We start from the raw sequence: 13,644 nt of genomic DNA, 5'->3' as shown, positions 1-13,644 counted from the left end.
GGGTAGGCCTATCCGGGGTAGTCTGCAGCATGGATGCTGCAGTCTAGGCCCCATGGACGGGTTTACGCCGACCCCGGATAGGCCTACCCGGTGGCCAGCACGCATTCTGCCACCTGACCCAGAAACCACCGTAAACAATCTGTCGTCGCAGTAACCCCAAATCCGGGTTTTCAAAACCGGTTTAACGGGGTATCCTGCGCCGCTCAACGAATTTGCCGGATCCATAATGACCGAACACAACGCAACAGACACCGAAACAGCCCAGGCGCCGGCCAAACGCAAAACCGATGCCCAGCGTAAAAAAGAATTCGACGCCAACCGGAAGGCCATGGATGAGCTCTGCGAGCTGTATCCTGAAGCGTTTAATCCGCGCAAGCCCAAGCCGCTGAAAATTGGTATCCACGAAGCCCTGGCTGAAGACGGCAAGTTGTCGAAGACCCGGATTCGCCGGGCTCTGAACGTCTATGTTCGGTTACGCAGTTATTACGCCTGCATGCTGGAAGGGGTCGACCGGGTTACTATCGACGGAACTCCGGCTGGACAAGTCAGCGCCGAAGACGCTGCGCATGCCAAAGAAAAGTTCGACGCCATTGAAAAGCGTCGGGCAGAACGGGCCAAACAGCGCCCACCGGCGGCGAACCGTAAGCCACGTGCAGATGGCGACAAACCCGAAACGGCTAGCAAGCCCAGAGGGCCGCGCCCGAACAAGCCGCGCAAAGACAATCGCGCCGCGCCGGCCAAGGCACAAGCAGCTCCGGAAGTTGCCAACCCTGAAGATTCGTTGCCGCCTGAAGACCGCATGAAGCGGAAACTGGAAATGCTGGTGAACAAAACCAAAAACTGACCTCGGCTTACGACTCAGTCTCGTCCACCGGGCTCAGGCCCGGTCGGCATCGAACGGCAATACCTCCCGAATATGGGCTTTCCCCAGCACCACCATCAACAAACGGTCCACACCCAGCGCCACCCCCGCGCACTCCGGCAAACCGGCCCGCATCGCCGCCAGCAAACGCTCATCAACCCCGGGATCAGGCAAACCCTGTGATTGCCTCAGCAGCGCGTCCTGCTCAAAACGCCGCCGCTGTTCGTCAGAGTCAGTCAGCTCCCAATAGCCGTTCGCCAACTCCATACCCTGCCAGTACAACTCAAACCGGTGACCCAATTCGATACCCTCGCGGGTGTGCGTACGCGCCAGCGCAGCCTGACTGGACGGGTAGTCAATCACAAAGGTCAATTGCTCAGGCGGCAAGCCCGGCTCGACCACCAGGGCCATCAGGGCATCCAGGCAGGCATCCCGACCCCACTCAGCTGTATCAGCACTCAGCTGCAGCGCCGTTACCTGCCGCAGCTCCTGCAGAGACACCCGATGCGGGTCCGGAAGCCCGGCACTTGCGAACGCCACCTGGTAACTCAATAACCTCGACGCCAGCGTGCCCGAACCTCCGGCGGCACGATGCACCCACTCGCACAAAGCCGTCACTTCCTGCATCAGTTGATGGTGATCCCAGCCCAGCCGATACCATTCCAGCAGCGTAAACTCGCGGTTGTGCCGCGCCCCGCTCTCGTCAGCCCGGAACACATGGCCCAATTGATAACAATCACCCATGCCGGCAGCCAGCAGTCGCTTCATAGGGTACTCGGGGGAGGTCAGCAGAAACCCGCCGTCCGCCGTGCGCAGATTGTGAACATGCACATCGGTCACACCAACGGCTGACAGCACCGGCGTATCCACCTCCAGCACCCGGCGCTCAGCGAAGAATTGCCGAATCGCCGCCATCAGCATGGCCCGACGATGCAGGGTCTCGATATCTGCTGTTGGAGCCCATTCAGTCATGATTTCACCTTTGAAACGCGTCTCGTGTCGCACTAAAACCAAAAAACCGCCAGAAAGGCGGTTTTGCGATCTTAAGTTTCGGAGTTAGCCGAGGTGACCAGCGGCGGCTGCCGGGGGTGTCCCTGCGGGGAAGTCCGCAGCAGGGATGCTGCGGTCTAGGCTCCATGGATGGATTCACGCCGACCCCGCAGGGACACCCCCGGTAACCGATGCGGACCATTACCACCAGGCCGACTCCAACTCCGTAACTTGAGTTACAATGAGCCAGCATCCTGTTTTACTGCTTGGCGCGGCTAATGTATTCGCGTGTCCGGGTGTCGACCCGGATGATTTCACCCTGGTTGATGAACAGAGGTACCTTTACCACAGCGCCGGTCGCCAGAGTGGCAGGCTTGGAACCACCCGTGGCAGTGTCGCCTTTGAGGCCCGGGTCGGTTTCAACAATTTCCAGCTCGATGTGGTTCGGCGGTGACACCGAAATAGGCGTGCCGTTGAACAGGCAGACAACGTACTGCTCCTGCTCTTTCAGCCAGTCTTTGGTGTCGCCGACCGCCGCTTCATCGGCTGGCAACTGCTCGAAGGAACCATCGGTCTTCATAAAGTGCCAGAACTCGCCATCGCTGTAGAGGTACTCCATATCGATGTCCATGACATCGGCGGCCTCGATGGATTCACCGGACTTGAAGGTACGTTCCCAGACCCGACCGGTCTTCAGGTTTCTCAAACGGACCCGACTAAAGGCCTGACCTTTACCGGGTTTTACGAATTCGTTCTCAACGATCGCGCAAGGGTCGCCTTCAAGAAGAACCTTCAGACCGCTTTTGAATTCACTGGTAGAATATGTGGCCATTAACCTTTTCCTGCTAAGTGCACTGTTCAAAGAGGCGCTATGTTAACTGAGTTTGGCTCAAGTGTGGACTCCCCCCGGATCATTTCCAGCACCGGCTATTACGATTCCTGGTCCACACCTTGGCAACAACAACTGAAAGAGGCGGTCCGCTCCGTGCCCGAGTTACTGCGGCTGGTGAACCTGAGCGAACACCCAATCGCCGCCCGGGCCGATCTGGAGCCGCATTTCCCGATACGGGTGCCGCTATCCTACATTCGCCGCATGACCCCGGGCGACCCCAACGACCCGCTACTGCTGCAAGTGCTGCCCCAGCGCATCGAACGGCAACCCAATGCCGGTTTTAGCGACGACCCGCTGCAGGAAAAACAGCACAACCCGGTGCCCGGTCTGGTGCACAAATACCCCGGCCGGGCTCTGCTGATCACAACCCAGGCCTGCGCCGTACATTGCCGGTATTGCTTCCGGCAACATTTCCCCTACGCTGACAACCGGCTCACCTCCCGGCAATGGCAACCGGCGCTCGACTACCTGCGCCAGAGACCCGACATTCATGAAATTATCCTCAGCGGCGGTGATCCGCTGAGTCTCGACAACAAGGCGCTGGCTGAGTTGATCGGGGCGCTGGAACAGATACCACACCTGACTACGCTCCGCTTCCACACGCGCACACCCATCGTGCTTCCCGCCCGCATCGATCCAGGCCTGCTCGACCTGCTCGATCGAACCCGACTGAACAGCGTTATGGTGCTACACGCCAATCATGCCCGCGAACTTAACAGTGAGCTGCATCCAGCGTTAACGGCCTTACGTATCAGAGGAACCCTGCTGCTGAATCAGACCGTGCTATTGAAAGGCATCAACGACCAGGTCGATACCCTGGTTGCGCTGAGCCATGCCCTGTTTAACCAGGGCGTGTTGCCCTATTACCTGCACGTGCTGGATCCGGTTGCCGGGGCGGCGCATTTCGATACGGCCGATGAGAATGCCAGGCGTCTTTGGCAGCAACTGCAAGCTCAATTGCCGGGTTACCTGGTGCCGCGCCTGGTCCGGGAGGTACCAGGCGATTACCACAAGCGCTGGATAAACGGAGCTTAAAATGAATGCCGGCCGCAGAAATGTGAAGCAGATCACATGATCGACTGTCATAAAAAAGGGCGTAAATTGCCATTTTTCTATCGGCAACTGGTTCCCATAGACCGCACAGGCCGTTAATCTAACGTAATACAGGGCCTGAAACACTGAACGATTCCATGTGCACCCTGGCAACACCTGACAGGCCTTCAAGCACAGCCGCAGCACCAATGACATTGACACAGCGGCAACACGACTATACTTCGGCAAAACACTGGGTAGAGTACTGAATGGATTACAGGCCGAAACACTATCTCAATATCCCACAGCAGACCCTGACCACGCTGTCATTCTGTGAACCCAATGCCCGCCAACTCAAAGCCTGGGTAGCGGGACTGCCGATGGCCAACATCGGGGAAACCTCACGCCAGCTCTATCATGCCGTTATCGAATTCAACCAACTGCGCATCAGCAACGCATCACGCCTGGAACTGATGGACATGGTGCGTGAGCCGATCCATTACGTGTGCAACTCGCTGAACCAGAAATACCTGAACCAGGGCGTTGCACTTGATGATCAGCAACGCAAAGTTGCGAACCTTGCCCAGGCACTGCAAACCCACCTGGCAACCGGCTATAAAATCATCGTTCAGCATATGCTGGCGCAGGGCACCATCAAACAAAAGGCACTGATGGCCAAGGCTATTCACCGCACGCTGAGCGATTTGATCCCGAGTTTGCTGCGTTCCTACCAGCTCTACATTCCCACACCAACCGGCCTGTGGCGTGAGATTCACCAGCTCTACCAGATCGCCTCGACGCTCAACTTACATACCACGCCGATCGAAGAGAACGAGCAGGGCAAGCGTTCCAATATTCAGGAGGTGTACCTCACAGCCGTTCTGCTCGGCACCAGCCAACCCAACCAACTGCTGCAACGCGAACTGACCGATGTGTACACCGCCCTATCGCGCTGGACGCCGCTACTCGACATCGATGACGTCGCCGACGAAAAATCAGTACTGGTCATCAATCCGGAGACCGACCAGCCACCGCAGTACAGTTATCTGATCAAACAAGCGAACTACTCAGACTATCTGGGTGTCAACACGCTGCCGCTGGTCAGACCGTTGCACGATGAGCTGAAACGAACCGAGGCCTCCGCCAGATCCGACGACAAGGCACCCAGCGGAGTACTGCCCAAAGACTTCAATCAGGCTTTGCTTGAGCATTTGGTCCAGTCCTGGGGCGGCATGAAGCAGCGCGCGTTTTCACGTACGCAATCCATCGGCAAGGTGTCGCTTACGGTAGGTTTGACCGGCACCCACTTTCACATGTCCGGGGGTATCGGTTTTTACTCCCAGCTCCATGATCAGTCGGCCAATGCGGAAAACCCCTTTATCGGTGCAATGGGTTCGCGCTTTGCGGCATTTGAAACCAAGGCGGTCCAGTCACAGAAAGACGACTGGGAGGAATCTTTCGACGCTGAGCAGCGACGCATGCCCAGCGCCGATGAAGACCACCCCAGGTACTCCGGCCTGTTAGCAAATGTCAGCCCGCGCGGCTATTGCATTCAATGGACCGACAAAGCGGCCAACAACCTGAAAACCGGTGAAGTCGTCGCGGTCAAGGAAGAGAAACTGCAACATTGGAACCTGGGTGTAGTGCGTTGGCTACGCCAGAGCAAAGAGAGCGGCACGCAAATGGGTGTCGAACTGATTGCGCCCAACAGTCAGCCCTGCGGCATACGCAAATTGCACAAAACCGGCGCACACGGTGATTACCTTCGCGGCCTGTTCGTTCCGGAAATCCGGGCTATCGGCCAGGACGCTTCAGTGCTAACCCCGCAACTACCCTTTCAGGTAGGCAACAAAGTGACCATCAATATCTCCGGCAATGAAGGCACGTATCAGCTCACCAAACGCATTTTGAGCACGGGCATTCTCAGTCAGTTCCAGGTGCGTAAAATTGCTCATAAACCGATCGAACCAGACCGGAGTCACCCGATTGGTGCCGACAACAGCTTCGAAAGCCTCTGGCGACAACTCTGACCAGCCATTGGCGGCTGGGTTGGGGGACGCCAGAGCAGGAGCAGAAACCGAGACGACCCTCTCAGCCTTGAACCGGCCATTCCAAAAAAACCGCCGCATGACTGTCAAGACCGACCGTTCGTCACTATACTCAGACCCCTAGTCTAAAAACTTTATCGCGATAGTTGATTCATGTCTGAAAGTAACGCAAGCGCGCTCCAACTCCTGGTTATCCACGACACTCAAAGTGAGGCAGAACCCCTGCTCAGCGTTTTGCGCAACGCTGGCCAGGCCGTTCGCTCCCACTTTATTGCCAGTCTGAACGAGCTGGAAACCGTGCTGTCAGAGCAGCACTGGGATATGTTACTGGTCAAACTTGATACCCAGACGGTCGATCCGGCAGTTGCGGTCGGCACTATTCAGCGCGCTGGTAAAGACCTTCCCATTCTCGGTCTGATCAATGTTTACGACGCCAACCGTATTAGCGAGGCGCTCGCAAGCGGTCTTACCGATGTGCTGGTCGAAGGCGAGGAACAACATCTGATCAGCGCGGTGAAACGGGAAAAAGCCGCGCTGAAAGCCCGCCGAGAATTACGCGAGACGTATGCCAGCCTGCAGGAAACCGAAAAACGCTGCCAGTTGTTGCTCGACAGCTCCGTCGACGCCATTGCCTATGTTCACGAAGGCATGCATATTTATGCCAATGAGGCCTACCAGACCCTGTTCGGCTACGATGATCTGGAAGAACTGCAAAGCACACCGATCATGGACCTGATCGCCCGTAAAGACCTCGACCGACTCAAGAGCTCCCTGAAAACCTGTCGCGACGGTTCAACCGGTGAACTCACCTGCGTCGCCGAACACGTCAACGGCGAGCCATTCAATATTCGCATGACCCTATCGGGGGCCAGCTACGAAGGCGAACCCTGCACCCAACTGGTCATTCGCCGCAACGATGCCGACAACGAAGAACTGCAGGCAAAAATCAAGGAAATCAGCACTCAGGATCTGGTGACTGGCCTATACAACCGCCAGCACTTCACCGACGCGCTGAAAACCGCCTACCAGCAAGTACTGAAAAACAATGCCAGCCAGATTGTATTGCACTTCGGCATCGTCAACTTCAGTGACCTGAAAACCAAAGCTGGCATCGCCGGTACCGACGTCATTCTGAAGGAATTGGCCGAAGTCTACGCCAGACATCAGCCTAAGGGTTCAATGCTGGCGCGCTACGGCGATGACAGCTTTGCCCTGTTGATCGGCAGCGGCAATATCGACACCCTCAAAGCGGATGCGCTCGAGGTTCGCAAAGAAATCGCCGATCATTTGTTTGAAGTGGATGGCCGTACCCTGCCAGTCGAAGTAGCCTTCGGCATCGCTCATATCGATGAACGCTGCCAGAATGGCCAGGAGGCCCTGAGCCACGCCCATCAGGCCTACACCCGCGCGATCCAGGAGAAAACCGGCGTACAGTATTACGACAAATCCGATATTGCCAACCTGTCCGATGACAATATGGCGGGTAAAGTTGAGCACGCGCTTGAAAACGACGGTTTCCGCATTCTGTTTCAGCCCATCATCAGCCTTAGAGGCGATAGCCGGGAACACTACGATGTGCTGTTGCGCCTGGTCGACAAAGACGGCACCGACCTCCTGCCGGAAGATTTCCTGCCTCTGATTGAAGCCCGGAATCAGGGCGCCAAACTCGACCGCTGGGTTGTACTGAACACCATCAAGACATTGGCCGACCATCGTAAGCGGGGTCATAACACCCAGGTGTTCATTTATCTGACGCCCAGCTCAATCCAGGACCCCACCTTCCTGCCCTGGGTTAACAGCGCCTTGAAAGCCGCCAAACTGCCGGGCGATGCCCTAACCTTCCAGATCACCGAAGAACAGGCGCAAAGCTACTTGAAGGTTGCCAAATCCTTCAGCAAAGGGCTGGGTTTGCTGAAATGCAAACTGGCGCTGACGCACTTTGGCCTGATTGAAAGCGGTCTGTCGGTCACCCGTCATCTGGACATCGACTACATCCGGGTCCATGGCAGCTTCATCGAAGCCCTGCCCAAGAACGACAAAGCCATGGCGTCGCTGGAAACGCTGGTCAGTGCCATCCACAAGCAGGACATAAACTCTATCGTGCCGCAAATTGAAAGCGCGGAGATTCTCGCCTCACTGTGGGAGCTGGGAGTGAACTACATTCAGGGCTTTTACGTTCAGGCACCGCTGACTGGTATGGACTACGAATTTGATTCCAACGATGAAGAAGAGGCGGTCTGATCGCCATAGTCTAAGTAACTGGTAGAGTCGGCCGGGAGGTATTGGCCCGCACCGGCTACCGAGTGTGGTTATAGCTCAGTGAATATCCTGATCCCGGAACCCAAGCAGATACAGCACCGCATCCAGCCCCAGAGTTGATATCGCATGTCGCGCACTTTCGCGAACAATTGGCTTGGCGCGAAAGGCGATGCCCAACCCAGCCTGACTAAGCATCGGTAAATCGTTGGCGCCATCACCCACCGCTATGGTCTGCTCCAACTGAATGCCTTCCCGCTGCGCCAATTCGCGCAGCAGCTCAGCCTTGCGGGCACCATCGACAATAGCGCCTTTCACCTCGCCGGTAACCCGGCCATCGGCTATCTCCAGTTCATTGGCATACACATAATCGATGCCGAGACGCTGCTGCAGGTAGTGCCCGAAATAGGTGAAACCGCCCGACAGAATCGCCGTCTTGAAGCCATAAGCCCGCAAAGTGCGAATCAGGCGCTCGGCGCCCTCGGTAATTGGCAACCGGGCCGCAATACCGGCCAATACCGATTCATCCAGCCCTTTCAGCAATGCCATACGCTGCCTGAAACTCTGCTGAAAATCGAGCTCGCCGGACATAGCGCGCTCGGTAATGGCCGCTACCTGATCACCGACCCCTGCTGCCCGGGCCAACTCATCGATCACTTCAGTTTCGATCAGTGTCGAATCCATATCGAAACACACCAGCCGACGATTGCGCCGATAGACCGAATCCTGTTGAAAGGCAACGTCGATGTCCAATTGACTGCTGATGTCCAGAAAGGCCAGTCGCAAGGTGTCTGCATTGCTCGGCTGACCGCGCAAGGTCAGTTCAATGCAGGCTTTACCAGTGTCGGCGGGTGCGTCCAACGGTATGCGACCGGTCAGGCGGGTGATGTCCTGAATGTTCAGCCCTTGCTCGCTGACCACCGTGGAAACCCTGGCCAGTTGCTGGGCGGTGATGCGGCGCGCCAGCAGGGTCAGCACATAGCGGTCTTTACCCTGCTGCCCGACCCAGTCGGTATAGGCCGGTTCTTCAACCGGCGTAAAGCGGGCGTGAATACCCAGCTCATGGGCCTTGAACAGAATTTCCTTGAGCACGCCCGAGGTGTCAGCACCGTCCGGTAACTGTAATAACATGCCCAGAGACACCTGGTCGTGAATGACCGACTGGCCCATATCGAGGAGTATGACGCCAAACTCAGCCAGCGTTGTGGTGAGCTCAGCGGTCAGACCCTTACGGTCGTGACCACTCACCTTTAACATTAAAATAGAACTCACCAGGCACGGCTCCGGTCGGTGGAATTACTCGCCTTTCAGTGTGGTCAGCTCGGCCAGCGCCTGGTCGGTAACCGCTTGCAGCTCAACGATCAGGTCGTCGGTTTCATGGGTGGACATGGCGCGAATCCGGTCCGGGCCCATCATAAACAGGCCTTTTTTGATCTGGCTCAGTTGGGCGTGCAACTGCTCTACCGCTTTACTCATGATCTTTCCTCATTGATTGGGACGGGGGGCACGGGCTGTGCCGGGATTCACTGAACCGCGGGTTCTTTATAGCCCGAAATACCGCTACCATAGCCGCCTTAAACGCGACCAGCGGTGCCCCGCTTGCATAGGGGGCACCGCTGGCCGCGCCGCGGCTGCCACCATGGTGACAGGCTGCGGTATTGTATCGACTGGGACGCAACGGAACAATTAACGGCCCGGACTCATTTCATCACCAGAGCATTCTGAAACCCTGTATGACGGCTGATACTCGCACACCCCAGGCACAACCAGACTCCCGCCCTGCGGCTATCAGCCGGTGGTCACGACACTGGCAGCGCTGGTTATGGCAGCCGTTAACCGGCTTCATCGTCACCCTGATGCTTCTGGTCAACGTCATGCTTTGGGTATTCTGGTATCAGCCTGCCAGCGATGCGCTGGCCCAGGCTGGTCAGCGACTCGGCGAAAGCCTGTCCCGTACGCTGGCATTTGACATTGCCGCGCCGCTGCAACGGGGCGACCGGCTTGCCATCAGCCTGTTACTCAACCGCACCGCCGAAGAGCCGCTGGTGTTCAACGCCAATCTGAATTCGACCAGCCAGAACATCACCCTGACGTCACGCCCTGGCGGCCGCAACCCCGATGCCATCGACCGGTTCAGCCACCCGGTGTACTTTGAATCGGACCTGCTCGGCAACGTCGAGGTTCAACTGGATGACCAACCACTGCGCTCCTGGGAGCAACGCGCCTACCGGGCCTGGTTTTTGTTCAACTTGCTGGTGCTGGTGCTGGCGGCAGGTCTGATCGGCTGGCGTACCCGCCTGCAGGATCAGGCGACACACAAACTCGCCGCACAGCTGAGCGAGCAGATTCCCGAATGGCGGGACGCCTTCAGCGGACCGCCCGAACACCAGATACGCATGCTGGTGCAACGCCTGAGCAACGCATTGGATCGCAATGCTCAGGTACTGCGCACCCTGGCGACTTCAACCGACTCCGCCGAAGCCGAGCGCCTGCTGGAACAAACCCACCTGGTCGGCGAAAAAGGAGCTTACTGCGATGTCGCCCTGCTCAATGTGCAATGCCACAACTGGGATGCTCTGACCCGCCACTACGACGCCCATCAACTGCAGGTCCTGTGGGCGCGCTATGAGCACCTAATCACTCAGGTCGGTGAACTTTACGGTGGGGTGCTGCTGCCTGAAGGCTTTACCCTGGTCTTTGGTCTTGGCGACGACGAACACTACGCGCTGAACGCCGTCTGTGCGGCCCGGGTACTGCAAATGGCCGCCGAACAACTGCACCGACAGTCTCACAGAAAACAACCCAGCTTCGGTTATTCACTCAGCGCTGGCCCCGCCTTTGTATCAAGAACCACCAAACATGGCATTCCGCTGCCCCTGGTCGCCGGTGATGCGTCCCAATGGCTGCAGCAGGTCAGTGCCCTGCAACCCCGGGATACACTCTACCTGGCCGAGCCCATGCTGCAGGATGCCGAACTGAACCGCAGCGTCGAAGTGTCGCTGGTGCGTGACATCACTCTGTCGGACGGCTCCCGGCTCGAGGTCTGGGAGCTGGATGCCATTATCGGCAATCAGGATCAGTTGCTGCGATCCCAGGCGCGCACGCTGCTGGAGGCGCAATGAAAGCGGTGCCCACAGCCTGGCTGTGGGCAGGGCTGGCACTGGTGTTTGTGATCACGCTGATCGCCAGTCTGGCGACCGGGCCAACCCATCTGCCCTGGTCATCCCTGCTTAAACATCTGTTTACCGGGCCCGGCGATCAGCTGCAGGGGCTGATTCTCTGGCAGATTCGCATCCCGCGTACCCTGCTGGCACTCTGTGTGGGCGCACTGCTCGCGGTGTGCGGCGTGCTGATCCAGGGCCTGTTTCGTAACCCCCTGGCCGAGCCCGGCTTGATGGGCGTTTCCAGCGGCGCCACCCTGATGGTGGTCGTTGTTCTGGTTCTGGCCAGCAACCTGCCAAACGCCCTACCCAGCGTCTTAAGACCCTTCCTGTTACCCCTGGTCGCCTTCGGCGGTGGCCTGGCGGCAACCCGGCTGGTCATGCTGATAGGTCACAGCAACCACTATTCGCCGCTGCGGCTGATACTGGCGGGCGTGGCCTTCAATATGGTCGCCGCCGCCGGCATTGGCCTGTGTGCCTATCTGTCGACCAATGAACAGCTGCGCACCCTGACGTTCTGGAGCCTGGGCAGCTTCTCCGCCGCCAACTGGTCGGGTGTGGGCATCACGGCGGCCGTACTGGCAATCATCGCACCCCTGGCGTACCGCCTTTGGCGGCCGCTGAACGCCCTGCTGTTGGGTGAATCCGAGTGCCGTCATCTGGGCTTTGATGTTCCCGTGCTAAAACGCCGCATTGTATATCTCAGCGCGGCCGGAGTAGGGGCTGCGGTAGCCTTCACTGGCATCATCGGCTTTATCGGCCTGGTCGTGCCCCATATCGTGCGCATGCTGATCGGTGCCGACCACCGCCGCCTGCTACCGCTGAGCCTGGTACTGGGCGCCCTGCTGACGCTATGGGCCGACTGGCTGGCACGCTCTATATTGAGCCCGGCTGAGCTGCCTGTCGGCATCATCACCTCATTGCTCGGCGGGCCTTTTTTCATTTATCTGATTCATCGTCAGCAAGGCCGTTTGTCATGACACTGCGAGCCAAACACCTGACACTGGGTCTAATCCCCGGCCCAGCTGTCCTGAGCGATGTTTCGATTACAATAGAACCAGGCAGAATCACCGCTCTGGTGGGTCAGAACGGCGCTGGCAAGAGTACGCTGCTGAAAGCCCTAAGTGGCGAACTGAGTCCACAACAGGGCGAAGTATGGTTCCATGATAAGCCGATCCACCGCTGGGAGGGGCAGGACAGAGCGCGATTGTTGTCGGTTCTGCCCCAGCAACATGCCTTGAATTTCGAATTCGGAGTGGAGGAAGTGGTCGCGCTCGGCCGTTACCCACATGACACCGGCCGTCAACGGGACGACCACATTGTGCAAGAAGCACTGGCGCTGTGTGATCTGAGCCAGTTCAACAAACGCAGTATCGATGACATCAGCGGCGGCGAACGCCAGCGTGTCCATCTGGCCCGGGTATTGGCACAAATCTGGGAAACCCAGCCGGAAGGCCCTTGTTTCTTGCTACTCGACGAGCCCACCACCGGCCTTGATCTGAGCCATCAACAGGCTCTGTTCAAGGCAGTGCAGCAGTTTGCCCGACGAGAGGTAGGCATTTTACTGGTGGTGCACGACCTCAACCTGGCGGCCCGCTACGCCGATAACGTGGTTCTGATGCACCAGGGGCAAATCGTCAGCCAGGGCACCCCGAATCAAGTCTTCCAGGCTGATACATTGCAGCGTTATTTCGACCTGACCGTCACCGTACAGCGCCACCCGCGCCACAACTGCCCGCTCATCATTCCGGATTAGCCAATATGGTTAAACCTTCCATTACGGAGTTCAGATGTGCTTTTCTGCCCATGGACCGTGCCAGGCACCGGGTGCAGCTCTCCAGGGTCGGCGTACACCCTTCCATGGGGCCTAGACCGCAACATCCATGTTGCGGACTAGCCCGGAGAGATACGCCCGCTACCTGGCACTTTATTGGGTGCGAACTCCGAAACTTGAACTATATCTTTCTTAGGAGTCTCAATGATCGAACTTTGCTCTGTTCACGATCTGAACGAAGGCCAGTCACTCGGTTTCGATATTGCCGACAAACCGGTCTTTGCCGTGCGCAAAGACGGTGAGATTTTCGTCTACCACAATGAGTGCCCGCACTTGGGCGTTGAGCTGGAATTTCAGGAAAACGATTTTCTGGACCTCGACGGCGCCCTGATCCAGTGCTCCACCCACGGTGCCCTGTTCGAGATTGAAACCGGACACTGTTTGTCTGGCCCCTGCCAGGGGGATTATTTGAAGCCCGCTGAATTTACTGTCAAAGACGACCTACTGTACTTAGTTTCCTAAAAAAGGAATTCGTACTTGATCGTGATTAGGAATGACCTGCACACCAAGTGTTGGCTACCGGGTAGGCCTATCCGGGGAAGTCTGAGGCATGGATGCCGAAGCCTAGG

At 57.6% G+C, this 13,644-nt stretch carries 12 protein-coding genes; 8 read left to right on the top strand and 4 right to left on the bottom strand.

The window, feature by feature from the left end:
• Window positions 1-226: 226 nt before the first annotated feature.
• A complete protein-coding gene (locus tag WEB54_RS14690) occupies window positions 227-844 on the top strand; it encodes a ProQ/FINO family protein (protein ID WP_368056511.1) in 618 nt (205 codons plus the stop codon).
• A gap of 33 nt (window positions 845-877) precedes the next feature.
• Here WEB54_RS14690 and epmA read toward each other — a convergent pair whose 3' ends face one another.
• Together epmA and efp are read right to left on the bottom strand one after the other, a co-directional pair.
• On the bottom strand, window positions 878-1,834 hold the full coding sequence (gene epmA, locus WEB54_RS14685) for an EF-P lysine aminoacylase EpmA (protein WP_368056509.1): 957 nt from the start codon (window positions 1,832-1,834) through the stop codon (window positions 878-880).
• Between the two features lie 277 nt (window positions 1,835-2,111).
• Window positions 2,112-2,684 (bottom strand): elongation factor P, encoded by a 573-nt coding sequence (efp, locus tag WEB54_RS14680; protein ID WP_348477567.1) that lies wholly within the window; start codon window positions 2,682-2,684, stop codon window positions 2,112-2,114.
• Between the two features lie 39 nt (window positions 2,685-2,723).
• Here efp and epmB point away from each other — a divergent pair, with 39 nt between their 5' ends.
• The 3 genes from epmB to WEB54_RS14665 all read left to right on the top strand — a co-directional run bounded on the left by epmB (window position 2,724) and on the right by WEB54_RS14665 (window position 8,065).
• Window positions 2,724-3,779: an EF-P beta-lysylation protein EpmB gene (gene epmB, locus WEB54_RS14675; protein WP_368056507.1), complete on the top strand. Its 1,056-nt coding sequence runs from the start codon at window positions 2,724-2,726 to the stop codon at window positions 3,777-3,779.
• A gap of 266 nt (window positions 3,780-4,045) precedes the next feature.
• Window positions 4,046-5,806 carry a hypothetical protein gene (locus tag WEB54_RS14670; RefSeq protein WP_368056199.1) on the top strand — a complete coding sequence of 587 codons (1,761 nt, stop codon included), beginning with the start codon at window positions 4,046-4,048 and terminating at the stop codon, window positions 5,804-5,806.
• A 171-nt stretch (window positions 5,807-5,977) separates the two neighbouring features.
• Window positions 5,978-8,065, top strand: a complete 2,088-nt coding sequence (locus WEB54_RS14665) for an EAL domain-containing protein (RefSeq protein ID WP_368056201.1) — start codon at window positions 5,978-5,980, stop codon at window positions 8,063-8,065.
• Window positions 8,066-8,140: 75 nt separating this feature from the next.
• Here the strand turns inward: WEB54_RS14665 and serB are convergent, their stop codons facing one another.
• Both serB and WEB54_RS14655 read right to left on the bottom strand, forming a co-directional pair.
• The gene (gene serB, locus WEB54_RS14660; RefSeq protein WP_368056505.1) at window positions 8,141-9,352 is read right to left on the bottom strand and encodes a phosphoserine phosphatase SerB; all 1,212 of its coding nucleotides are present in this window, start codon (window positions 9,350-9,352) and stop codon (window positions 8,141-8,143) included.
• Window positions 9,353-9,376: 24 nt separating this feature from the next.
• Window positions 9,377-9,556, bottom strand: coding sequence for a hypothetical protein (locus WEB54_RS14655; RefSeq protein ID WP_368056205.1), 180 nt, complete (start codon window positions 9,554-9,556; stop codon window positions 9,377-9,379).
• A gap of 257 nt (window positions 9,557-9,813) precedes the next feature.
• Between WEB54_RS14655 and WEB54_RS14650 the strand changes: the two genes are divergently transcribed.
• From WEB54_RS14650 to WEB54_RS14635, 4 genes are all read left to right on the top strand, one after another.
• A complete protein-coding gene (locus tag WEB54_RS14650) occupies window positions 9,814-11,202 on the top strand; it encodes a hypothetical protein (RefSeq protein ID WP_368056207.1) in 1,389 nt (462 codons plus the stop codon).
• The gene (locus WEB54_RS14645; RefSeq protein ID WP_368056209.1) at window positions 11,199-12,221 is read left to right on the top strand and encodes a FecCD family ABC transporter permease; all 1,023 of its coding nucleotides are present in this window, start codon (window positions 11,199-11,201) and stop codon (window positions 12,219-12,221) included. Before WEB54_RS14650 ends, WEB54_RS14645 begins: the two co-directional genes overlap by 4 nt.
• Window positions 12,218-12,997 carry a heme ABC transporter ATP-binding protein gene (locus tag WEB54_RS14640; RefSeq protein ID WP_368056211.1) on the top strand — a complete coding sequence of 260 codons (780 nt, stop codon included), beginning with the start codon at window positions 12,218-12,220 and terminating at the stop codon, window positions 12,995-12,997. Before WEB54_RS14645 ends, WEB54_RS14640 begins: the two co-directional genes overlap by 4 nt.
• A 222-nt stretch (window positions 12,998-13,219) precedes the next feature.
• Window positions 13,220-13,537, top strand: a complete 318-nt coding sequence (locus WEB54_RS14635; RefSeq protein ID WP_368056213.1) for a Rieske (2Fe-2S) protein — start codon at window positions 13,220-13,222, stop codon at window positions 13,535-13,537.
• Window positions 13,538-13,644: the final 107 nt, after the last annotated feature.

The sequence above is a fragment of the Saccharospirillum sp. genome (assembly GCF_040881935.1).
GTDB lineage: Bacteria > Pseudomonadota > Gammaproteobacteria > Pseudomonadales > Natronospirillaceae > Saccharospirillum.
This window is presented reverse-complemented; position numbering and strand designations above follow the sequence as displayed.